The sequence below is a fragment of the Acinetobacter sp. CIP 102129 genome (assembly GCF_000368305.1).
Taxonomy (GTDB): domain Bacteria; phylum Pseudomonadota; class Gammaproteobacteria; order Pseudomonadales; family Moraxellaceae; genus Acinetobacter; species Acinetobacter parvus.
In genome coordinates this window covers 13,779-38,519 of sequence record NZ_KB849342.1, presented here as the reverse complement: position 1 = coordinate 38,519, position 24,741 = coordinate 13,779, and the positions used below count along the sequence as shown (strand labels likewise).

The following is a 24,741-nucleotide window of genomic DNA, read 5'->3' as shown; positions in this document are numbered from 1 at the left end:
ATTTTCTACTCATTAGTTCAATTAAAAATGGGGGTATTACCCAGGTTCCGGGAAAACAACTTTAGCCAAGCAACTCTCAAAAGAGTGTAAGGCAATACGCTTTTCTCCAGATGAATGGCTTTATGATCTTGGTTTGGATTTCTATGATGATGAGATAAGAATTCGAGTAGAAAAACTACAATGGCAGTTTGCTCAAGAATTACTGAAATCTGGAAATAGTGTAATTCTTGAAAATGGCTTCTGGTTAAAAATTGAAAGAGATAATTATCGATCTATGGCAAGTCAGTGGGGAGTAACTACTAAAATTCACTTCTTAGATACGAATCTGGACGAAATCAGAAACAGAATTATTGAAAGAAATAAGCTATGTATTCCAACAGTTCCTCAAGTCAATCTTGATAACTTGGCTAAGTGGGCTGCTCTATTTGAACCTCCTGTTAAAGAAGAACTCTCATGGAATATTCTCTAAGATTATCATCAGGACTAGAGTTGTGAGTTTGGTGTGGTAACTCAACTGATTACTCTAGTCCTTGTATTTTTCAACTCAGTCGCTTATCCGCGATTGAGGTTAATTAAGTTAATTTTTTGGTATTTTCTAAAAAATAATCAATATAAGTATCCCCAAGACAATTCTATAGGACTTACGCATTGACAGATTCAAAAAAGTATTAAAATGCTTTATAAAGTATCTGTGATTAGACGAATTAAACATGCTTCTACAGCAACCTGTACTCTACCCATTTATATGGGCTTTCTCATGACAGAACCGAACTCTATTAGCTGCACACAACTTGCCGAGACTTATAACATCTCGCATGATAGTGTAAATCGCTTTCTAGAGCGTGAAGACTACATACCTCACGACCTATATCAAGAAGCAATTCAACATATTGATAATAATAAACTTATAGTCAGTATTGATGATACTGTTTTAGATAAACCGTATAGTCAGCATATGGACTTAGTTAGCTATTTTTGGTCAGGCAAACACCACCGATCCGTCAAAGGTATTAATCTCATTACCTTGTATGCGACAGATCAAAATGGTCAAAATATTCCAATTAATTTCCGAATTTATGACAAATCTGAAAGTAAAACCAAGAATGATTACTTTATGGATATGTTAAGTGAAGTACTCAGTTGGGGTGCAAAGATTCAATTTATTACAGGTGATAGTTGGTATTCATCGACTGAAAATCTAAAAACCATAAGAAAATATGGTATTCGATTTATGTTTGGTGTCGACAGTAACCGTAAGGTTTCCCCAGAAAAAGGACAATGGTTTCAACTGCGTTTATTGCCAGATTTCCATCAGGGTCAAGTGGTCTGGCTCAAAGATTTTGGCTTTGTACAATTATTTAAGACTCAGTTAAAAGAACAGCAGAGGTTTTATATTGTGCATCAAGATGAAGATGATTTATTGTCCTTTGAAGGTTTTCATGAATTACATTCAAGTCATTGGAAAATAGAACAATATCACCGAGTGATTAAACAGGTTTGTCATATTGAAAAGTTTCAGGTAAGACGATCTAAACTGATTTTGAATCATATTTTTTCAGCCTTGATGGCCTACGTCGAGATACAAAAGAACCAGTTTGAGCGGATCTTTGAAAATGTATATCGTTGGCAGAAGAAATTATTTAGACCAATCATCAAAGACTTCATTGATGACTTTATTCTCGATAAAAATCATCTGCTACCACAGAGAATCTATAAATGATAGTGCGTAAGTCCTATTCTATACCAAGCAAATACTCTTAATGAGTGTTTTTCTACAAACTTAACCAAAGCTTTGATGACCAATAAGGCTGCAACAAATGCAGCCATAAAACCTACAGAAATATTTACTAAATTATCTGAAGTTAAAACATTAGCATTACGAAATAAGTCATAAGTTGCTGCCCCCAACATAGTGGGCATAGCAAGGAAAAAAGAAAACTCAGTTGCTGCTTTACGTGATAAGCCTAATAGCATGCCACCAATAATGGTTGCACCCGAGCGAGATGTACCAGGAACCATGGCAACACATTGTGCAAAACCCACAAGGATAGATTGCTTGAAACTAATGTCCGTGGCTTCAATAGTTTTTGGTTTATATTCTCTGGCTTCAACTGCAAAAATAATAAGTCCGCCAATAATTAAGGCAAAAGCGACCACCAATGGGCTAAACAACACTTGCTTAATAAAATCGACAGCTAAGACCCCAATAACCACGGCAGGAAGAAAGGCCACAAATACATTGATTGCAAAGCGTCTTGCATGCACCTCACCTGAAAAAAAGCCTCGAATCAATGCGATAATTTTTTGTCGATAAAGCCAACATACTGCCAAAATTGCTCCAAATTGAATAACAACCTCAAACACACGTCCAGAATCTGATTTAAAATCAATTAAGTGTCCGAAGAGAATTAAATGTCCTGTACTGGAGATAGGTAAAAACTCGGTTAAGCCTTCAATTAAACCTAAAAATAAGGCTTTAAGCAGTGCAAGATTATCCATAAATAGATGCAGTAAAGAGTTAAAATTTTCCATATTTTTAAGCTATTTTTCACTGTTTATAAATGAGCGTAGCTAAATTTTTACGCTTTTTTTACGGCAGGGTCTGAGTTGTGAATAGAGAGTTTACGCAGCTATTTTTCATACTAAGCTGTGGAATATCCCAATGTTTAGGATGGAAAAGATGAGTGCGATACTCATAGTGCATCAAAAAGTACAGCATCCAAAAATATGCTTTGTACAAAATAATCAAAATGATAGATATCTCAATAACTGTAAGGTGTTTTTAGCTCTGATAAATGGGAGTGAAATGCCATGTTAGAGTTTATTTTACTGCTCGCAATAGTCACTATTTTGGCTTATCCCTTGGGGAAATACCTCGCGGCAATTATGCAAAATCGTGAGATGAAAATTGACCCTGTGTTCAATTGGATTGAAAAACCAATCTATGCAGTGCTGGGAACCAATCCTAAACTTGGTATGAACGTGAAGACCTATTCATTGAGTTTCGTACTGAGTTGTTTGGTCCTTGGATTGGTGACTTGGGTTTTATTTATGACACAAGCCAGCTTGCCATTGAACCCGAACAATGCACCCAATATGTCATGGGATTTGGCGCTGCATACCATGATTTCCTTTCTGACCAATACCAATCAGCAACATTATTCAGGGCAGGCTCAACTGTCTTATTTGTCGCAGATGGTGGGTATTGTTGGTATGCAAATCATTACCCCAATGATGGGCTTGGCGATAGTTGTCGCAACAGTCCGTGCGTTGTTCTATAAGCAATCGAATACATTGTCAGAAGCAGATCAGAATGCAAGTTTTAATCATAAAGTTCAGCGCATAAATATCGGGAACTATTGGGCGGATGTGATTCGACCAACGTTTCGGTTTTTAATTCCATTGTGCATGGTGTGGTCATTGTTGCTGAATAGCCAAGGGGTGCCATCTACATTTCAAGGCGGGCCTGAAGCTCAAGTCATCGATCAAACGACAGAATTGAAAACTCAAAAAATTCCATTGGGTCCAGTTGCACCAATGGTGGCTATTAAACAGTTGGGTAGTAATGGTGGTGGTTGGTATGGGCCGAATAGTAGTGTGCCACTGGAAAACCCAACACCATTATCAAACTTTTTAGAAATGTTGGCGATTCTTCTGATTCCAGTTTCTGTGATTTTCATGTTGGGTTTTTTCACCAAGCGTGCAAAATTTGCTGGCTTTGTTTTTGGCACAATGTTGTTGATGTCTGTTATTTCGGCAAGTAGTGCAATTTGGTCTGAGAGTCTTTCATCTACAGCCACACAGCTTTATGCAATGGAAGGAAAGGAAGTTCGTTTTGGCGAAGCTTCCTCGGCACTTTGGGCAGCCGTGACCACGCAAGTCAATAATGGTTCTGTCGATATGATGCATGACTCATCTGCACCACTCACAGGGTTTGTGGCTTTATCCAATATGCTGATCAATGCCATTTGGGGAGGGATTGGTTGTGGTTTACAGCAATTCATTATTTACCTGTTTTTGGCTGTGTTTATTGCGGGTCTAATGACTGGGCGTACACCTGAATTGTTAGGCCGAAAAATTGAAGCAGGTGAAATTAAATTGTTGGCAGTGGTCATTTTGATCCAGCCGATTGTGATTTTAAGTTTAACGGCTGTGACTTTATTTTTCCCTGAATTGACAGGCAATAGTAATCCGCAGTACCACGCTGTTTCACAAGTGCTGTATGAATATGTTTCTGCATTTGCCAACAACGGTTCAGGTTTTGAAGGTTTGGCCGATAACACCGTATGGTGGAATGTAAGTTGTGGTCTGGCTTTATTACTGGGTCGTTTCCCGACACTGATTATTCCATTGTGGATTGCAGCACGTTTAGCTGCGAAACGTCAGGCACCTGAAAGTAGCGGTAGTTTAAAAGTTGAAACCCCCACTTTTGCGTTCACACTGATTGCGATTGTGGTGATGTTGACTTTATTACAGTTTATGCCAGTCCTCGTCTTAGGGCCGATTGCTGATCATTTGTTATTGGTACAGGGGTAAGGGTGAGTACAATGAATCATTCAAAACAAGCGGTTCAGAATCAAGAAAATTTTCAAAACAAAGAAAATACGTCAACATTATTCCAAGCTGAAGCGTGGAAAAATGCATGTATTAAATTGCTTCCACAACATGCGATTAGAAATCCTGTCATGGCGATTGTGTGGCTCGGGACGCTGATTACCTTGGTCAGTACCTTGATGGGGAAAGCTGATTTAGTTTTTGGCTTATTGGTCACCTTTATTTTATTTATCACTGTCCTGTTTGCCAATTATGCCGAAGCGGTGGCGGAAGCCAAAGGTCGAGGTCAAGCATCCTCTTTAAGACAGGCCCGTCAGAATCTGACTGCACGCTTGATTCAGCATAAAGATGATACTGATGGTCAACACATTGCGGCTTCTTTATTGAAAATGCATGACCTGATAGAAGTTCGTGCAGGAGAGTTGATTCCTGCTGATGGTGAAATTATTTATGGTTTTGCCACCATTAATGAAGCGGCTGTTACGGGGGAGTCTGCACCTGTATTACGTGAAGCAGGCACAGACAAGTCGGGCGTGATTGGCGGAACCAAGGTTTTAACCGACCGTATTGTTGTACAAGTGATGGCCGAAGCAGGAAGTAGTTTCCTCGACCGCATGATTGCTTTGGTTGAAGGTTCTAACCGTCAAAAAACACCGAACGAAATCGCATTGGGTATTTTACTGACTGTGATGACGGTGACTTTTATTGTCGTGGTGGGAAGTCTGCCTTTTATTGGACATTTTCTGAATATTGAAATCAATCCAATCGTCTTGGTTGCGTTATTGGTATGTTTAATTCCAACCACGATTGGTGGCTTGCTGCCTGCAATTGGGATTGCGGGTATGAACAGAGCCTTAAAGGCTAATGTGATTGCGAAGTCGGGTAAAGCGGTTGAAGTGGCGGGTGATGTGGATGTGTTGTTGCTGGATAAAACAGGAACCATTACTTATGGTGACCGTCAGGCAACTGCATTTTATCCGCTAGCAGGTGTGACAGAGTCTGAACTTCGCCAAGCGGCGGTTCTCACGTCACTTGCAGACCCCACACCTGAAGGTAAATCGGTGGTGGCTTTGGCAAAAGAATTGGGTGAACGTGTGGTTGACCCAGATCAGGCGGAATTTATTGCTTTTAATGCATCCACGCGTATTTCAGGCATTAATTTGTCAGATGGTCATCAAATACGTAAAGGGGCTTTGGATGCGATTCTTAAATTTGCATCACAGACCCTTGAAAACCATAGCGAACTCAAAGCCCGTGTAGAGCAAGTCGCATCTAAAGGTGCAACCCCGTTGGTGGTCGCGAAAGATCAAAACCTTTTAGGGGTGATCGAGCTTTCTGATGTGATTAAGCAAGGGATTAAAGAAAAATTTGCGCGCTTACGTGAAATGGGCATCAAAACCGTCATGGTCACAGGGGATAACCCTTTAACTGCGGCAGCCATTGCAGCGGAAGCAGGTGTCGATGACTATATTGCTGAAGCAAGACCTGAAGATAAACTGCATTGTATTCGTGAAGAGCAGAATAAAGGGCATTTGGTGGCGATGGTCGGGGATGGGACCAACGATGCACCTGCTTTGGCACAGGCAGATATTGGACTCGCCATGAATTCAGGTACGCAAGCGGCCAAAGAAGCTGGCAATATGGTGGATTTGGATTCAGACCCAACCAAATTACTGGCAGTTGTTGAAATTGGGAAACAGCAGCTCATTACCCGAGGTGCATTAACCACTTTCTCCTTGGCCAACGATGTGTCGAAATACTTTGCAATTTTACCTGCATTGTTCGTTGCTGCTATTCCGCAAATGAATGTCTTAAATGTGATGCACTTGGGCAGTTCTGAAAGCGCCATTCTTTCAGCACTTATTTTTAATGCCATGATCATTCCATTACTCATTCCAATTGCTTTACGTGGTGTGAAGTTTAAACCGTCTACGTCTACACAATTGTTACGCCGAAATATGTTGATTTATGGGGTGGGTGGGGTGTTGTTGCCATTCGTTGCAATCAAAGTGATTGATCTGATGATCAGTCCATTGTTATCACTTTAAAAATTTGTGAGGATGAAAAAAATGAATATTGAAAATGATGCATTGCAAAATAATCCATTGGAAAAAAGTCAATTGGTTGACTCATCATTGGCAGGTTTAACACGTGCATCTATTGGCTTAAGTATTGTTGCTTTGGGGCTATGCGGTTTTGTGTATAGTTCAGTTGCAGCAGGACTGGGTCAAATGATCTTTCCGCATCAAGCCAATGGTAGTTTGATTGTGGAGAAAGATCGGGTTGTGGGATCAAGTCTGGTTGCACAACCTTTTGTTCAGGCACAGTATTTTCAGTCACGCCCATCGGCTTCAAATTATGATCCGATGGCAATGGCAGGGAGTAACATGGCGAGGACCAATCCAGCTTTGCACCAAGCAGTCGATGAACGTTTAAATCAAATTGCAGCGCAGGAACAGATTGAAAAATCAAAAATTCCAGCAGATTTGGTGACCGCTTCAGGCAGTGGAATAGACCCTGAAATAAGTGTGCAGTCTGCGTTGATTCAGGTCAAACGTGTGGCACAAGCACGACAGATTTCTGAGCAAGATGTGCTGAAATTGGTACAGCAACATACGGTTCAGCCTACTTTAGGCATTTTGGGGGCTGAACGTGTGAATGTGCTTGAACTGAATTTGGCTTTGGATCACATTGGAAAGTAATTCAGATTGGAAATTAATATGGGTCATCAGCTGGCAATTTGATGTGCTTGTATGATGTTTAAGAACAATATATTCAATAGCGCTAGGCATTCCTTGTCAGGACTGATGGGGAATGTATTGTATGAATGGGTGAGAGTGACTTTTTAAATAATCGGCACCTCAATCTTCTCTGTTATAAATGTAGAGACAATATTCACTGCTGATTTAAATACGGATTCGGGCAGATATTGAGCCAATATTTTAAGCAATGAATCTAAGCTTTTAGAAATAAGTGGTTCATTTATTTTGGCATAACCTGGTGACCACTCTTCAAAGACAAAAGATATCTTTATGGACGATAGAAATAATAAAGCAGATGTTTTGCTACAACATACTCAGCGTTATCAATCTGGGCGCTTAACCATATTTTTAGGGGCAGCCCCCGGTGTGGGGAAGACCTTTGCTATGCTGGTTCGTGCGCATGATTTGGCCTTGCAGGGCAATAATATCGTTATTGGTTATGTCGAAACGCATGGTCGTGCAGAAACCGAAAATTTGGTTGCAGGGCTCACGATTATCCCGCGTAAAATCATTGAGTACCAAGGGCATAAACTTGAAGAAATAGACTTAGATGCCGTTCTTGAAAAAAAGCCCAGTATCGTTCTTGTTGATGAATTTGCGCATACCAATATGCCAGGCAGTCGCCACGAAAAGCGTTGGCAAGACATCAATGAATTATTAGATGCAGGTATTGATGTTTTTACCACCATGAACATTCAGCATTTAGAAAGTTTGAATGATGTGGTATATCAAATTACAGGGGTTCGCGTCACCGAAACGGTGCCAGATCGGTTATTCGAACGTATCCGTGATATTCGCCTAATTGATTTGCCAGTCAATGAATTATTGGAACGCTTAAATCAAGGCAAAGTTTATGTGCCTGAACAAGCAGAACAGGCATTGCAGCGGTTTTTTAACAGTTCCAATTTAACCGCTTTACGTGAATTGGCCATGCAAACGGTTGCTAGCCATGTCGATAGCAATGTACGGGAAAACTTTGCTATTCACGGGCTTGTACCAATTCCCTTAAAAAACCATATTCTAGTTATGGTAGATGGCTGTGGACATTCTGAAGCTTTAGTGCGGACAGGATGCCGAATTGCAGAACATCGTTTAGCAAATTGGACTGTCGTAGCCTTTTCTGAAGATACTCAAGTCATCGATAAACAAGAAAACTCACAAAGCCGTGAAATAGAACGAGCCTTGAATTTAACGCGTCAATTGGGCGGCATGACCGAAATCCTTTATGGCCAGCAGCATGCAAAAACTTTATTTGATTATGTCATGGATCGCGGTATTTCGACCTTGGTTCTAGCGCAATCTGTTCAGAAAAAGTTTTCGTTGGGTTTAAGGCCCAATTTGATCGATCAATTACTGAAATATCAGCCAAATTTTGAACTCAGTATTGTGCCGATTATTGCGGATAAAAAATATCATTCAGTTTTCAATCAAAGGGCATTTTTTTCGATTAGGGAAATGCTGTATGTGCTTGCGACCACTGTCATCAGCATTGGAATAGCAAGCTTGGGTGAAAAGTATCTTGGTATAAATGATCTATCCGTTATTTTTATTACCGCAGTAGTTTTCGTTGCATCAAAAACACGAATGTTAGTAGCGGTTTTTTCTGCCCTATTATTCTTTTTAGCCTATAACTTTTTCTTTATTTCACCACAATTTACATTTCAGATCTCTGCACATCAGGGTGTAGTCACGGTAGTTGCATTTTTGGGAGCCGCCTTAATTTCGAGCCGTTTGGCTTCACGCTTGAAAGAACAGGTGACCGCCCTTAAAACGGCAAACAGCTATAACAGCATCATGCAGGATTTGGGGCAAAAGCTGTCCACAGCGTTAGATTTAACCCAAGTACAGGAGATTGCTAAAAATAGCCTGAGCAAAAACTTAAATGCTGAAGTTTGGATTTATTTCCCTGAAACATCACAAGCGAAAACAGCATTAGAAAATATCAGTGATAAAGAAAAGATTTCGGCCGATTGGACTTTAAAAAACCATCAGCCATCTGGCCGCTTTACACAAACCCTCACGGAAAATGAGTGGTGGTTTCTCCCGTTGTTGGCTTCTAAGCAATGTTTAGGGGTGGTTGGATTAAAATTCCCGAATGTTCAAACTATTTTAAATACTGAACAAAAACAATTGGCTGAAATTATGGTGGAGTATATTGCACAAGCTATTTCCCGTACGCAACTTACCAAGGCCTTAGAAATAGCCAATGTGAATTCTGAAACAGAAAAATTGCGCTCAGCGCTTTTATCTTCAGTGTCGCATGATTTGCGATCACCTTTAGCCTCTATGATTGGCGCAGCGGACACTTTGAGTAGTTACCGCCATTCGATGGATGAAAAAGATCAGGACAGTTTACTGGAAGCGATTCATTTAGAGGGCGAACGTTTAGACCGCTATATTCAAAACTTATTGGACATGACCCGTTTAGGACATGAAGGTTTAAGCTTGAAGCGGGACTGGATTGGCGTAGATGAATTAATTGGTTCAGCTATACGCCGACTAAAGCGTTATATGCCGCAGGCTTTGGTCGAGCTACATGCGCCTCAAGAATCTTTGAGCTTATTTGTACATGCTGCATTGATTGAACAGGCAATTTTTAATGTCTTAGAAAATGCAGCGAAATTTTCGCCAGAAAATAAAGCAGTAATCATTGATATAGCACAAATAAATGAAAATATGATTGAAATTGCCATTACCGACCAAGGTCAGGGCATACCGGAAGATGAGAGAGAACGTATTTTTGATATGTTTTATACAATGCAGCGCGGTGACCGCGGGCAATATGGCACAGGTTTGGGCCTAACTATTGTTAAAGCGATTGTAGGTGCGCATATGGGGAAAATCATGGCATCATCAGGCAAGAATAATCAAGGTACTTGTATTCGCATGCAACTTCCAATACAGCAAGTGGCGTGAAGTATTCTATTCAATTCAATAAGGAGATCTGATGTCAGAGCAAAACGTATCTGCAAGTGCGATGGCCAATGTGCTGATTATTGATGATGAAAACCAGATCCGAAAATTCTTAGACATCGCACTCAGAGCACAGGGCTATAAAACGCTTTTGGCTGAAAACGGCCAAAAAGGCTTAGAACTGTTGGCTTTGCAGGGTGCAGATTTGGTAGTTTTAGATTTAGGTTTACCTGATCTAGATGGTTTTGATGTGCTGTCTGAGCTCAGAAGCTGGTCTAACGCACCAGTCATTGTATTGTCCGTACGTGCTGATGAGGAAGAAAAAGTAAAACTATTAGATGCAGGTGCAAATGATTATGTGACCAAGCCTTTTAGTGTTCAAGAGCTTATGGCAAGAATACGTGTTTTGCTTCGCCAAGCGCAGCATGTGGTCGTAGATTCAGCTGTTTATGATGATGGCGTATTAAAAATTGATTTTTCTAAACGTCAGGTTTTTCTCAATCAGCAATTGCTTTCTTTAACACGCAAAGAATATCAGCTGCTGAGTTTGTTAGCGAAGAATAAAGGTCAATTGATTACTCAGCCTCAAATTCTGAAAGATCTATGGGGCCCAACGCATCAAGAAGATACTCATTATTTGCGGATCTTAGTCGCTAAATTAAGAGGGAAATTAAATGATAATGCTGTTCAGCCAAAATATATTATTACTGAACCCGGTGTTGGATTGAGATTTTTAAATACTTACTGATTTAAAAGGAATTTATTATTCTTTTTGTGGGCTGATATTGTTGTTTTTAGACGTGATAAAAAGATTTAAGGAGTGTTTTTTTAAACACTTTTATTTTACGTTTTGTTTACGTTACTTTAGGGAGAACTTGTTTTATTTTGATAGCTATCAAAGTTTGATAGGATCAAATTATGAGTGCTTTACTCATGAAGAAACACAATATTGTAGACGTTGCTGAATTAATCCAAGATTCGACACCCTTTAATCTAAAATGTAACAATACTGAAGATTTACTATTTCTAGAAGAAGTAAAAAGTTATCTGGATCGCTATCCCAATACCAATCATGTTGATGTTTATTTACATGATCTTAATGGGCATGTCCGTGGTAAACGTATAGATATCGCATGTTTAAAAAAAGTTGTACAAGAAAGTTATTTCCCGCTCTCCATTTATGCGATGAGTCTTAATGGTGAAATAATTGAAGAAACAGGTTTAGGTCGATCAATAGGGGAGCCTGATTGTTTATGTAAGCCAGTACCCGGCAGCCTACAACCCTGTGCTTTAAAACCAGAATTAAATGCACAGTTATTTCTGAGCATGAAAGATGATCAAAATAATGATTGCCCAGTTGAACCCCGCAATATTTTAAAAAAAGTTTTAAACAGCTTACACCAACAAAACTTTTATCCCTGTATGGCCGCTGAATTAGAATTTTATTTGGTGGATGGTGATAGTGCTTGTAGTTCGAATACCACATATCTAAATCAATGTTTTGATGTGAATGTGCAAGATAGATATCAAGAAGTTTTAGATGAAATTGAACGTATTGCCATTTTACAGAACATTCATATTACAGGCTTAGTATCCGAATCCTCTTCAGGGCAATATGAAATCAATATTCAGCATAGTGAGAACATCCTTAAGCTATGCGATCAGATCATGATGTTGAAACGCACAATCAAACAAATTGCTGTAAAAAATGGACTGAAAGCCAGTTTTTTAGCAAAGCCAGATATGCTTAAAGCTGGCAGCGGTATGCACTTTCATATGAGTATATTCAATCAAGATCATCAAAATATTTTTAGCAGAAACAATAATAATTTGCTGTCACATCAGTTATTGAAAGCGATTAGTGGCTTGATTGTATTGCTCCCCTCATCAATGGCAGTTCTTGCACCCAATGTAAATTCATTTAGACGGTTCAAAGTGGGCAACCATGTCCCGTTAGAAGCGAATTGGGGGGTAAATAATCGTAATGTGGCCATCCGGATACCCTGTTCCGACAATGAAAATCAGCGCTTAGAATACCGTGTTGCAGGTGCAGATTGTAATCCATACTTAACTGTTGCCATGATCTGTATCGGGGCATTGCATGGGTTAACGCAATCTTTAGAAATACCAAAGGACGTGAGCCAATCCAATAATGAGCCTGTTTTTTTGAGCACGAATCAGCTGGATGCTTTGGCACTTTTTCAAGGCAATGCCATTTTAGAAAAATATGTAGGGAAAGACTTTATTGAGTTGTGGTGTACGGTTAAACGTGCGGAGTATCAACATATTCATCATCAGATTACCTCAATAGAACAGCATTGGGATGTTTAGCAGACGTAATATGAATTTTAAACTCAGTTCTATTGATGATTCTGGAAATCAGCAGCTCAATGAAGATTTATATTTAAAATATAATTTGCAAGAGATGGATGCAGATGATTTAGTGCAGAAATATGATCATTCCTCAGAAAAAATACAAAAATTGATAAGGCTAATCTTGAGTGAGAGAGGGTTTAATCGAAAAGAGATAGCGCATATGTTGGTATAACCAAAGTCAAATAAATATGCCAATAGTACTGTTGATACTATTGGCATTTAAGTTTTTAAAAAGATTTTGTCAGCGTAAATACACCTGCTGTTCTTACGCCTTTTTTATTTGTATCTGTAAAACCTTTGGTATTTAAATTGCTACCAATCGCTGCTAATTCTGCATTTATTCCCATAGGCTTATAGGCATAAGTTGCACCTATTTTCCAATCAAAAAAATGGTCCTCCGCTTCAGAACCATAAATTTCCTCGCTTGCTTTTGAATAGCCTAGGCTTGCATTTGCACCAAAATCAGATTGAGAGATAGGGGTTGCATACAATACATTAAAATACCAGTTTGAGATATCTTTACCCATGCTCTCACTGGTTACTTTGCCGCCATAGTTATTGGTATAGCTTATGCTTGGTATAAGGCTGTCGCTTTGATACAGTAAGGCATTAAAAATCATTTTGAAATAATATTCATTATAATTTAAATCACTGTTGCCGACATAATTGTAGCGAAGCATGCCAATATCTGCTGTGGGATGTATCGATCCTAATGTTACTGGTGCTGTATAGCCAATTTGAGGATCCAATTCTAAATGTGCTTCGTCCCCAAAATCTACATTCGATGCAAATATAGAAAAATAAACTCCTGAAGCATGGCTTAAAAGAAAGTTGCCTTGTAATGCAGGGTCATTCTTTGTTTGAGTCTGACCACGCCAGCGATATTCGCTCGCAAGTGAAACGTTCCCAGAAAAGCTTAAATCAGCAGGTTTACCATTATCTGAAGCTAAAGCGTAACTTGAAGATAGTGTCGTGAGGCAAATAAATAGATTGTGCAGGTTTTTCATAACATCCTGAATAAATAGTCAGTAGAGTGATGTATGTTAGATTTTAATCTATTGATATATAATAAAATTATCGTAAATTTTACGTAAAATTCATATAAAATCAAGATGTATACATTATTCTAACTAACTCAAATCATGCTTAAGAATTCAAAGCCTATTAACTAATCAAAAAAATCGCCAATGAATACAGGGTTTTTTTATTAATGATAAATTATGTTTCACGTGACATATCTGAGAAAAAAATAATTATTAAAGCTAATTTTATGTAACTAAAAGGCATACCCTAAAGTAACACTGACAACACCCCAGAATTTATGTCTCATTTAAATAAAATTTATCCATACGTTACATGTAACTTTTAAATATAATATTCATTATTTACAATAAGCAGAAATAAGCGTCTCGTAGGGTGTAAGATGAAAGGTCATAAGGTGGGATATGTCAGAGTCAGTTCTGTTGACCAGAATATTGGACGTCAACTTGAGGGAATTGAGGTCGACCGGGTTTTTATCGATAAGGCTTCTGGAAAAAATACGGCACTGTTGCAAATAGGCTGACATGATAAGCTAAATATCTTATTTATTTCGAGATACAGCAGATGAATCCCTTCCATGGTCGGCACTTTCAAGGTGAAATCATTCTTTGGGCTGTTCGTTGGTATTGTAAATATGGCATCAGCTATCGTGAACTTCAAGAAATGCTCGCTGAACGAGGTGTGAATGTTGACCACACCACAATTTATCGTTGGGTTCAGCGTTATGCTCCAGAAATGGAAAAACGCTTACGCTGGTATTGGCGTAATCCTACAGATTTACATTCATGGCATATGGATGAGACTTATATCAAAGTGAAGGGGCGATGGACTTACCTGTATCGTGCAGTTGATCAACGTGGTCATACGATTGACTTTTACCTTTCCGCTAGACGGAACAGTAAATCAGCCTATTGTTTTTTAGGAAAGATCTTCAATACGGTGAAAAAATGGCAAATTCCACGGGTCATCAATACAGATAAAGCAGCGACCTATGGCCATGCTTTATCACGGTTAAAGCGAGAAGGAAAATGTCCAGTAGATATTGAGCACAGGCAGATTAAGTATAAAAATAATGTCATTGAATGTGATCATGGTAAGTTAAAGCGGATCATCAGGGCCACATTAGGATTCAAATCTATGAAGACGGCTTATGCCACAATTAAAGGTATTGAAGTCATGCGTGCACTACGTAAAGGACAAGCATCGTCATTTTATTATGGTCAGCCTCAAGGTGAAGTGTGTCTAATCAACAGGGTTTTCGGTCTCTAAGCACTTTTAAAAAGGAACTTCATCGACTCAAATCTCTATTTGCAACAGTGCCAAAAATACTGCCCGCCCGAAATTTCAGGAAATGCTCAGCTATGTGCGTGAAGGGGATATGATTGTTGTTCACTCTATGGATCGTTTCGCTCGGAGTCTGAAGGATTTAGTCACTGAAGTTGATCAACTCGTAAAGAGGGGAATTGCTATTCAGTTTGTCAAAGAGAATATTACCTTCACAGCTCAGGCCACTCCGATGGATAACCTGATGTTGCAGCTCATGGGCGCTTTTGCTCAATTCGAACGGGAAATTATCTTAGAACGTCAGAAAGAAGGGATTAAGCTCGCAGCAGCTCAAGGGAAATATAAAGGACGAGTCCATAAATTGAATCCCGATCAGGCCAAAGCCTTACGACAAGCTTGGGAAGAAGGAAAATACAAATCGAAAGTTGCATTAGCAAATGCATTTGGCATCAGCCGACAGGCTGTGTATAGGTATTTGCAAAGAGATTAAATAAAAATTGTCTAGAGAGTGATGGCAGCCCAGTTCCCTTTGTTTGATTAAGATTTCGACACATTTATCAAAACGGGTAACTTTCTATTTTTCAAGAAGAATGTACGATCAAGTCCGAACTAATATAGCTAAAATTAGCGAGTTAACTGTCCGTTTTTTACGGGGGCTAAATGTTGCCTGACTCCGTTGTGAATATGAACATAGCAAATTCAGGCAATTACACAATTTAATTTACAGTCTCTTTAGATTTGATTTTTACGTTTTTTTCTCCACAATTTCCCTATAAATACAATAAAACAAGAGCTAGTAATACTAGCCCTTTTCGAAAAGTACATGCCCTAATAAGTAAAAGAGCGATGTAATTTTTCTTTATTTATTAGACATTTTTCTTGAAAATTGGACCATAACTAATGCCATTTTCTTCTTTAGGACGCTGCCAAGCATCAAATAAATTGACTAAGTTGCTGACCAATGTCTTATTATAGCTCATTGAGCCTATTGGGAATGAGGTCAAGAAATCTGCTTCTGAATCTAATACATGTAAAATTACTATAGCAAATTCGTTTTCAACTACGATGATTTCAAAATTACCATCGAGCAAACCTTCTTTAATACCGTAAAAATATTTTTGATGGTCTTTTGAAATGATCTTTCGGTAATTATGTACGGAAACACGATCTCGCTCATCTGACATCGGTAAGAAACACTTAAGCTGTATTTCATTATTTTGTTTATTTTTGAGTTGCCCCAAAGCACCGACGAACGTATTGAATCTAAGAGATTTACCCCAAAAGGCATCATCTGGAGCTAACCAATAAATATTCTTTACAGCTTGATTCTTCGTGAGAACATCTTTAATTTTGTTCAATATTAGTTTTGAATTACCTTGATTATAACAAGGTCCAATAAACAGGTGGTTTTCATCACTCGCTTTGCTCTCTACAGGGTTTAAGCTATCAAATAATGCGACTGGTGCTAAAAAACGACCATCTTTAAAATATTGGTGCAAATTTAACTGCTCAAAGCCCTCAAGGTTCTTCACAATATCTCGAATATTATTCCCTTTCTTACTCTGCCCTAAAGCCTGATAAGTCTTATCTTTAAGCTCATCGCTCATAATAGAGTCCAAAACTTTTATAGGTTGTGGATCGGCTTGAGCATCGATATTAAGATCCAGCGACTTGCGCACTGTGCATTCTGTTACCTTTTTCACCGTACCCATTTTGTAGATGACAGGTCTACCATCCATTTTTTTTAGGGTGATAATTTCGTCTTCAATTAGTTGGTAGAATTGCTTTTGGAATCTATCTCGAACAATGCTTTCACTATTTGCTGCATGTTCGTTTGAAGCGATCAGTTTTAAGCCGTACATATTAGTGTCAGGCTTCTGAGCAATGTAATTAAAATTAGTAAGCTCATAAACTAGACCATGTGTATGCTCCAAAATCGATGCAATTTTAGGGATCGAATCCACAGTAGTAAAATATTTCATTGATTTGTTCGTCAAATGAAATAAACCATCTTGTTTAAGTTCAATCTCGTTATTTGTAATGAGTTGATCTAAAACAATCCGAGACTCCCTTTGATTCATGCCCAAAAAGTTTGCTATGTTTTTGACTGACATTGGACTAATACGCAGTAAACGCATAACCATTGAATCAATAAAGTTTGGCATTTGGCTTGATGTATAGCTGAATTTTATTTCAAACTTCTGTGCCGGAATCAAAATATCAACATCATGATATGGAATGCTGTAATTACTCATGACTAATACCTCGACCTGTATTTGTTTTGATATTTGCGTTTAGTTTGGATTCAGCATTTCTATCAGCAATATATTGGTAGCTTGTCCTATCGCTTGAATGCTCTTTGATATAGTTAAATACTTCGCCAAGCGGTGATTCTTGATGTTTTGGCATATTCCATAAACGTGAAGCACCAAAAATAACTAAACGATCCATTGCCCTAGATAATGCAACATTAATTCGATTTGGCACGTTCATGAATCCAATTTTGTTATCTGGACTATTCCGAGTTACAGACAAAATAATGATTCTATTCTCTTTACCTTGGTAACTATCAACAGTATCAATTTTTACTAATGATCTAAAATCTTCATTCCAGGACTTAGAATTGAACTGCTTGCGTAAATAACGCTTTTGTTCACCATACATACATATAATGCCAATCGGAGGTTCATTAGGCTTAGATCGTTCTCTTAACTCTTTTAATAACTCCTCATCTGCATAAATTTTTTCTAATAAGCCAATAATCTTACGAGCTTCATGCTTGTTAAAGAAAGTCGTTCCAACACCATCACTAAATTTGTCAGACGTATCGACCCATGTGACTGTAGAACGTAATTCTTGAACCGAACAATGTTGGTATATATTTGGTACGACTCGAACCATTTTCTCTTGATAAGGCTTACCTAGAGGCTCAATAACGCCTGTTACTAATTCCTTATCATAGAAACATGCAGAAACCATTTCTCCAATTGCTGGAGCCATACGATATTGAACTAATAACTTACCCTGAACAGCCTTGCCATATGGCGATTTGAATAATCGTTCAAAATCACTTTTTAAGTTCACTTCTATACGGTTTTTTGTAAACCCTAACTTTCGACCAAGAGCCTTAGCATGTTCCGGTGAATATAATGGAGGTAATTGTTTATGATCTCCCACTAATAGAATGCGTTTAGCAGATTGCATCGCAATAGCTAACTCTGAAGAAATTGACCTCGCTGACTCATCAATAATTACCCAATCGAATGATTGGTTCGCAATATCAATTGAGTGATGTCCAATACCCACACATGTACCGCAGATAAATTGTCTAGTTTTAGAAAGGTAAGTTTCATAATTAGCATTTGGACTATCTATAAGTTGATCATAGTCGAAAGCAATTTGTACAAGGGCTTTAGCATTATTCACAGCTTTACCCTGAACCTCAAAAACCTCGTCAAGCATCTCCCATATTTGATTTTCTCGATCTAAGACCTGACGACTATTCCATCCCAATAATGCAGTATGCAATTCTTTTGAATAATCCTTAAGTCTTTCAATAAGCTTCGTTGATAGGTTATTCCACTCAGCCTTTGAGATTAATTTATTATCTTCTGATTCAGTTGATACCCACATTCTAGATAAGTGACCAAACAGATGTACTTTTAGGAACAAAGCACATGCCAAATAATCTCTATCAACACCTATTGACTGACTCAAAGACAGAACTCGGTCTTCCATTTCAGTTAAAAATAGATTGCGATGTGTTGATATAATCGAATCAGAAAATACGTCTTTAAGGTTATTTGATACTGCATTCTCTCTGTTACTGAAACGGACGATCTCCAACGGTGTATTTAGTCGATGCGAGTGATTTCTTATGCGTTCCGCAGCAGTATTAACGGCCTCATGTGATTGACTGACCATCAAGACATTATTAACATTCTGTTTTTCAAATAGAAAATGCACAAAAGCTGCAATAAATTCAGTTTTACCTGTTCCTGGGGGACCTTGTAAAATTGAAACCGGTCCATAGTTTATTAATTTTCGGAAAGCTTCTCGTTGGAGATTGTTTAGACTAACAATGACTTCGCCTTGTTGATCATATTGGTCATATCTTTCAAAGTCCCGATCAGTGACAGTAATGTCATAGTGGATAGGATTAATTTCTGAATTAGGCTCGAAATATTCAACCAGGTTCGGAATATCAGATTGTCTTCTTAGAATCTGCTCTAAGGCATTTTTTCGTTTCAAGAATGAAGATTTATCAGCCTTCGTTCTTAAATATAAAACTTCACCAACCTTAATTTTATCAGCATGTTTAACACCTTTAACTCTTAACTCACCTGCGAGTGAATTCTGAATATCAATATCACCTACTCGGAACTCCCTATCTTCACCATTAAAATCAACTGTCTTGTGTATTAGGCTGATAAGTGAATCTTTAGGAAATTTATCTAATACATCGTTGTCATCTTCATATCTTGCAATATAGATTTTGCTATCAACCAAATGTAATGGTTGTGACAAGATGATATATGGTAATGCCTCTGTCTCAGTCTCTAAAATTGCTTTCCATAGCTTCTTAGTATCAATATTTAAAGCAGCTAGTTTTTGAGCTTCATCGCTTAGACTGTCAATATCAGTAAATTTTGAAGAACTTTCAACCAGAGGTTGTTTTTCATTTGAAAGTAGCTGCTCATCTACTATCAAGGCATCAGATGATAGTAAATTGTTACATACATCAATACTTTCATCTTGATCGTTAGATTGCTCTTGAAGAACATCATTAACGGCTGTTGAAAACTCATCAAGTTTAAAGAGAAATTGTGAGAATTCAGTATATTCGGGTCTACCAACAGAATGCTTAATATCAAGAGCCACATTTATTTCAAGCACAGCCTGATCTATGACATAGTGTGGAACAACATCTGACTCACGCACTCCCGTCACGAAGCGTATAGTCTTACTAATTGGATCTAGAATAAACTGTATTGCCCCCCCAACACCTTGCATCTTGACAACAATATCACTGGCATTACGTCCCTTTTCTAGTCCCACATAGATACGTTTGTTATCTGCAAAAATTTGAAGCTCTGAAAATTTATCAGGTACAGGAATACGGATTGTTGGAGTATCACCATGAACTTGTTCAGTCTCAATACTTTCTAATAAGCGATTTAAATCCCCTAAAGGATATTCAGACTCCTCAAGTTCTATATTTACAGCATCGCTAACCCATTTAAATTCTGAACTATCATTTCCTATATCGAATCCAAGAATTTCACATACCAGTCTCATAATTGCATAATTTTGACACTGTTCACTTGTTGGATTATCAATATGTGATGGATAATACGCACTTTCGTGATCTAAATATTCATTAATATCAATAATGTCATTAAAAATAAAACTGTTATCATCCAAATTGAATAACACACTTCCATGGCAAATTCTTCCGATTGGCAAACCTAATTTGTGTAGATGGATTATGGCCTCAATTAAATTAGCTGCCAGCAGTAATCTTGACTCTTTCGTAGTCTCAATTTGGTCTACAGTTATACCTTCAACGAACTTGCTAACCAGAAATAACGATCTTGATTTTGTTGAAATACCAAATCTTTCAATGCTTGGTAAATATGATAAGTTTTGAGAATTAGCTTCCTTAATACGCTCAAAAAAGTGCTGATATTTCAAAATATCGCTAGATGACAATTCATTTACATGGACATCAGACCATTCTTTGACACATAAGTCACCTGAACGATATAAGATAACGTCATTATCATCATCTTCATAAATTTCATCATCTTCAGGATATAATCTACTCAGCCTTTCTGCCGTAATATATTCATTTAAAAATGAAGTATCCGCTATAAATTCTACGACTTGAACGGGGCGTTTTGCATTGAATTCTCTGAGCAACTGGCCTGCATCTTCAATTTCAAGATTTATAGCTCTTTTCACTAAATCCGCTAACCAATGATCGCTATTAACACATATATTATTTAAAGCTTTTGGCGTTAAGCGAATATTCAACCACAAATGCCATACAATGACAGCTAACATATATACGTCTTTTTTAAACGCTTGCACATTAGCAATTTCTGATTGTGTACCATCAGCAACAAATGAGAGGGTTGGCTGTAAATCACGGATATTATTCGTTATATTCTTAGCATCTGATGTCAAAAAGTGTGAAATAGCCACATCTTTCTGAGGCGATATCCAAATACAATGCGAATTAATATCTCCATGAGAGATACCAAGGTTGTGCATTGCAGAAAATTTGCTTAGTAAAATCTGAATTAAATTTAACTTATCATCGTCACTCAAATTAGGAGAGATTGTAGTAATAAAATCGTTAAACCTAAGATGACTTTGACGATATTCAACCAATTCATTGTACTGTTGAGTAATTTGATCCTCATCCGGCATGATTAACGGAACAAGTGCCGTATTGTACAAATGGCTGCTTTGCTTAAATTCAGCACTAATAACTCGCTCATGGTTCAGCAATGCTGCTCTCATTTTAGGTGATTGAATACTCAATTCCTGAAAATTTGAAAACATCCACTGTCTTATTATTGCCTTGTCAGAGCGTGAAATAGTTGAAGTAGCTTCATACTCCGTATATAACTTTTTAGGGTGACTTAGAAGCTCATCATCTTGTTTATATTTTTGAACAATGATTTTTTTAGGTAGCGTACTTTTCTGCACAAAAATTTTGTCAATTAAATCGAAATCTTTATAAAGGTGCTGTGCATTTGGATGAGGTGTAAATTCTTTGTTAAATGAATTTTTATTAGCAAATTTTAAGAATTTATCAAGGCTAATTACATGCTTTTGTTCATCATCAGGCAAACTTGAAAAATTCACCTTGCCACACATTACAACAAAGAAATATACCCGTGGTACAAAACCTGGGTTAGCTGTAAATTTATCTTTGAGAGTCTTTAGCTTATTAACAAGAATGTATTGCTTTAAGCGTGTCGTAGATACGGGTGATACTCCCATATCACGGTCATCCATGTACCAATTACCATTGGCAGACTTAATAGACTTACCGTTCCAGTCTTTTAATTCAATAACTATTAGGACACTGTTGGTCACTAAGATTAAATCAAATTCCCCTTCTTTTTTTGAGATCGGATCAACTAAGGTATAGCCAGCATAACCATACCAAGGACTAACTCTTCGCATTTCATCTTCAATACTAAATGCATCTCGAATATCAGCAATTGCTTTTGTTTCGTGTTGATAAAGACCATTTGCTTGAGTTTTAATAATTAAAGACATAAAAAATCCATAAAAAATAGATATAAGAATCCATTGAATTTAGAAACTTAATTAAATTTACTTAATTTCTGTATATAAAGTTTGGGTTATGGTTATGGGCTAAACGCACTGTATGAGTTGCATCTGCTCAAATTAGGTGGTTTTTTATAGTTATCTTTCCTCGGTCCCGACTGAACCAATAATAATTTCTTGTATAAAATCTAATCTCATAAACAAAATAAGTAAAGGATTTTGTGCAAATATTTAATTTATATACTGGATTTATATACGCTAAATATATTAGCCCCCGTAAAAACGGACAATTAACTCACTAATTTTAGCGCTCGAAACGGTAATCCTCCCATAAATAATCGAAGTTAAAAGTAGAGGTTAAGCAGCTATTAGAGATGGGTTTTCTTCGTTGGCTAACCCATGAAACCAACTATCCGGTAAGAATCTTATACGATCAGTTGGCGGAAAATACAGGCTTCATTCAGTATCGTAAGAATTTAGGTTCATAAATCTTGAAATAGGTGAAACACAATTATTCACATAAAAAGCCCAATCTGGTGTGGCTGGGCTTTTGTTATATAATTATGTAATTGAATTTTAATGAAAAATTAAAATAATTTCGCATAACGTGTATTATGTTAATTTTAGAGATTCTACATAAACGTAAAATCTCCTGCGCTTAGATTCTGGCATGTGTTCCATACTTATCAATCATGATAGAGCTGGCTTCATTTAAGCCACGCACAGTGACATTCACACCATTCTTTTGAAATTTTTTTACAACAGAATCAAGCATGGCGACTGATGTTACATCCCAAATGTGAGAATGGGTCAAATCAATAATCACATCCTTTACATCCTCTTTAAAGTCAAAACCTTGCATGAATTTTTCAGAAGAACTAAAGAAGATCTGACCTCTCAACTCATATAAACGGGCCATTCCTTCAAAAGATGCTGTCACCTGGATATCATTTTCAAGTTTATTCGCCAGGAACAAGGCTGAAAGTAATACGCCTGTTAACACACCCAAAGCCAGGTTATGCGTAGCAACAACTACAATCACCGTCGCAATCATGACGATATTACTGCTCTTAGGATTATCTTTTAACTGAGTGACAGAACTCCATTCAAAGGTACTGATAGAGACCATTATCATTACCGCTACCAATGCAGCCATTGGAATCACTTTGAGCCAGTCGCTGATAAATACAACCAGAATAAGAAGAAAAATGCCCGCAGAGAATGTTGATAAGCGTGTAAGGCCACCTGATTTTACGTTAATCATAGATTGACCAATCATTGCACAACCGGCCATGCCACCCATAAAGCCAGAAGCAATATTCGCAATCCCTTGTCCCTTACATTCCTGATATTTATCACTTGGCGTATCAGTCATTTCATCCACGATAGTTGCTGTCATCATCGATTCAAGTAAACCTACAGCCGCCAGTGCGACTGAATAAGGCAAAATAATCATCAATGTTTCAATATTCAAAGGAATATCTGGAATCAAGAACATTGGAAGTGTGTCAGGTAAAGACCCCATATCGCCCACGGTCCGTACATCAATTCCTAAAGCGATTGCCAATAATGTGATTGCAATGATGCAGACTAGTGGAGAAGGGAGTAATTTTCCTAATTTGGGAACCAGAGGGAATAGATAAATAATTGCTAAACCTAAAGCAACAAAAGCATATACATGCCAGGTCACATTAATCAGTTCAGGCAATTGAGCCATGAAAATTAAGATCGCTAACGCATTTACGAATCCAATAACCACAGATTTAGATACAAACCGCATTAACTTGGCGAGCTTTAAATAGCCTGCCAATATTTGAATCACGCCTGTCAAAATTGTTGCTGCCAGCAGATATTCAAGCCCATGCTCTTTGACCAATGTGACCATAAGCAGCGCCATTGCACCAGTGGCTGCTGAAATCATGGCAGGACGACCGCCTACGAAAGAAATCACGACGGCAATACAGAAGGATGCGTATAGACCAACTTTAGGATCTACACCTGCAATAATTGAAAATGCGATGGCTTCAGGGATGAGTGCAAGACCGACGACTAATCCGGCAAGTACATCCCCACGGATGTTAGAGAACCACTGTTCTCGGACATTAGATAACATAAACATAGCCTGTTTTTTAATTTTTCAGATAGGCTAGTGATGTGATATATACAACACACAAACGACTACACCACATCACTAGACAGTGATGAGTTATTTACAGATTTAAGACGATAAATAAACTTAAGGTGGCGTAAGTGTCATAAGATGAAGGAACTTTTTAGAGTTGATGTGTGCTGATAAAAACGGAAACTTTAACTTGGTAAAATAAACGTACTCATCAGGAGTTTACCATAAAAAAAACTGATAAGCGTATAATAAATAAAACACCATCAAGATAGATATGTGATTCAAGAAGAAAATGAGTAAGCGTCCGCTGAACACACCTTATGAATTCATCCTATAAGCCTTAATTTAGTCCCCACTTAAAAACAAGTGGGGACTAAAATT

General features: G+C 37.8%; 14 protein-coding genes and 3 pseudogenes. 12 read left to right on the top strand and 5 right to left on the bottom strand.

Features of this window, described 5'->3' with window-relative positions; all coding sequences use genetic code 11:
• Positions 1 to 52 precede the first annotated feature (52 nt).
• Positions 53 to 469: pseudogene (locus F973_RS14100) on the top strand (AAA family ATPase); the annotation flags it as partial.
• A gap of 222 nt (positions 470 to 691) precedes the next feature.
• A complete protein-coding gene (locus tag F973_RS14095; protein ID WP_081399917.1) occupies positions 692 to 1,720 on the top strand; it encodes an IS701 family transposase in 1,029 nt (342 codons plus the stop codon).
• Here the strand turns inward: F973_RS14095 and F973_RS14090 are convergent.
• Positions 1,711 to 2,499 carry an undecaprenyl-diphosphate phosphatase gene (locus F973_RS14090; RefSeq protein WP_034432881.1) on the bottom strand — a complete coding sequence of 263 codons (789 nt, stop codon included), beginning with the start codon at positions 2,497 to 2,499 and terminating at the stop codon, positions 1,711 to 1,713. The genes F973_RS14095 and F973_RS14090 overlap by 10 nt on opposite strands.
• 312 nt (positions 2,500 to 2,811) lie before the next feature.
• Between F973_RS14090 and kdpA the strand changes: the two genes are divergently transcribed.
• From kdpA to F973_RS14055, 7 genes are all read left to right on the top strand, one after another.
• Positions 2,812 to 4,536, top strand: a complete 1,725-nt coding sequence (gene kdpA, locus F973_RS14085) for a potassium-transporting ATPase subunit KdpA (protein WP_004762559.1) — start codon at positions 2,812 to 2,814, stop codon at positions 4,534 to 4,536.
• 11 nt (positions 4,537 to 4,547) lie between these two features.
• Positions 4,548 to 6,602 carry a potassium-transporting ATPase subunit KdpB gene (kdpB, locus tag F973_RS14080; RefSeq protein WP_004762558.1) on the top strand — a complete coding sequence of 685 codons (2,055 nt, stop codon included), beginning with the start codon at positions 4,548 to 4,550 and terminating at the stop codon, positions 6,600 to 6,602.
• A gap of 21 nt (positions 6,603 to 6,623) precedes the next feature.
• Positions 6,624 to 7,256 carry a potassium-transporting ATPase subunit KdpC gene (gene kdpC / locus F973_RS14075; RefSeq protein ID WP_004762556.1) on the top strand — a complete coding sequence of 211 codons (633 nt, stop codon included), beginning with the start codon at positions 6,624 to 6,626 and terminating at the stop codon, positions 7,254 to 7,256.
• 330 nt (positions 7,257 to 7,586) lie between these two features.
• On the top strand, positions 7,587 to 10,232 hold the full coding sequence (locus F973_RS14070; RefSeq protein WP_004762555.1) for a sensor histidine kinase: 2,646 nt from the start codon (positions 7,587 to 7,589) through the stop codon (positions 10,230 to 10,232).
• A 31-nt stretch (positions 10,233 to 10,263) separates the two neighbouring features.
• Positions 10,264 to 10,977 carry a response regulator gene (locus F973_RS14065; RefSeq protein WP_004762553.1) on the top strand — a complete coding sequence of 238 codons (714 nt, stop codon included), beginning with the start codon at positions 10,264 to 10,266 and terminating at the stop codon, positions 10,975 to 10,977.
• 170 nt (positions 10,978 to 11,147) lie between these two features.
• On the top strand, positions 11,148 to 12,560 hold the full coding sequence (locus tag F973_RS14060) for a glutamine synthetase family protein (protein WP_004762552.1): 1,413 nt from the start codon (positions 11,148 to 11,150) through the stop codon (positions 12,558 to 12,560).
• 10 nt (positions 12,561 to 12,570) lie between these two features.
• Entirely contained in the window at positions 12,571 to 12,777 is a 207-nt protein-coding gene (locus tag F973_RS14055) for a hypothetical protein (protein WP_004762551.1), read from the top strand.
• Between the two features lie 55 nt (positions 12,778 to 12,832).
• On the opposite strand, the gene F973_RS14050 is transcribed toward F973_RS14055, so the two are convergent.
• Positions 12,833 to 13,612 carry a TorF family putative porin gene (locus F973_RS14050; protein WP_004762550.1) on the bottom strand — a complete coding sequence of 260 codons (780 nt, stop codon included), beginning with the start codon at positions 13,610 to 13,612 and terminating at the stop codon, positions 12,833 to 12,835.
• Between the two features lie 416 nt (positions 13,613 to 14,028).
• Here F973_RS14050 and F973_RS15540 point away from each other — a divergent pair.
• The 3 genes and pseudogenes from F973_RS15540 to F973_RS14035 form a co-directional block, all read left to right on the top strand.
• Positions 14,029 to 14,148, top strand: a pseudogene (locus tag F973_RS15540) (recombinase family protein); the annotation flags it as partial.
• A gap of 62 nt (positions 14,149 to 14,210) precedes the next feature.
• Positions 14,211 to 14,915 (top strand): IS6-like element IS1008 family transposase, encoded by a 705-nt coding sequence (locus F973_RS14040; protein WP_001067790.1) that lies wholly within the window; start codon positions 14,211 to 14,213, stop codon positions 14,913 to 14,915.
• A 46-nt stretch (positions 14,916 to 14,961) separates the two neighbouring features.
• Positions 14,962 to 15,420: pseudogene (locus tag F973_RS14035) on the top strand (recombinase family protein); the annotation flags it as partial.
• A 376-nt stretch (positions 15,421 to 15,796) separates the two neighbouring features.
• On the opposite strand, the gene F973_RS14030 reads toward F973_RS14035, so the two are convergent.
• The 3 genes from F973_RS14030 to F973_RS14020 all read right to left on the bottom strand — a co-directional run bounded on the left by F973_RS14030 (position 15,797) and on the right by F973_RS14020 (position 24,351).
• Positions 15,797 to 17,185 carry a hypothetical protein gene (locus F973_RS14030; RefSeq protein WP_000073963.1) on the bottom strand — a complete coding sequence of 463 codons (1,389 nt, stop codon included), beginning with the start codon at positions 17,183 to 17,185 and terminating at the stop codon, positions 15,797 to 15,799.
• On the bottom strand, positions 17,178 to 22,226 hold the full coding sequence (locus F973_RS14025) for an AAA domain-containing protein (protein WP_004762547.1): 5,049 nt from the start codon (positions 22,224 to 22,226) through the stop codon (positions 17,178 to 17,180). The genes F973_RS14030 and F973_RS14025 overlap by 8 nt, the downstream gene beginning before the upstream one ends.
• 670 nt (positions 22,227 to 22,896) lie before the next feature.
• Entirely contained in the window at positions 22,897 to 24,351 is a 1,455-nt protein-coding gene (locus F973_RS14020) for a SulP family inorganic anion transporter (protein ID WP_004762546.1), read from the bottom strand.
• Positions 24,352 to 24,741 lie beyond the last annotated feature (390 nt).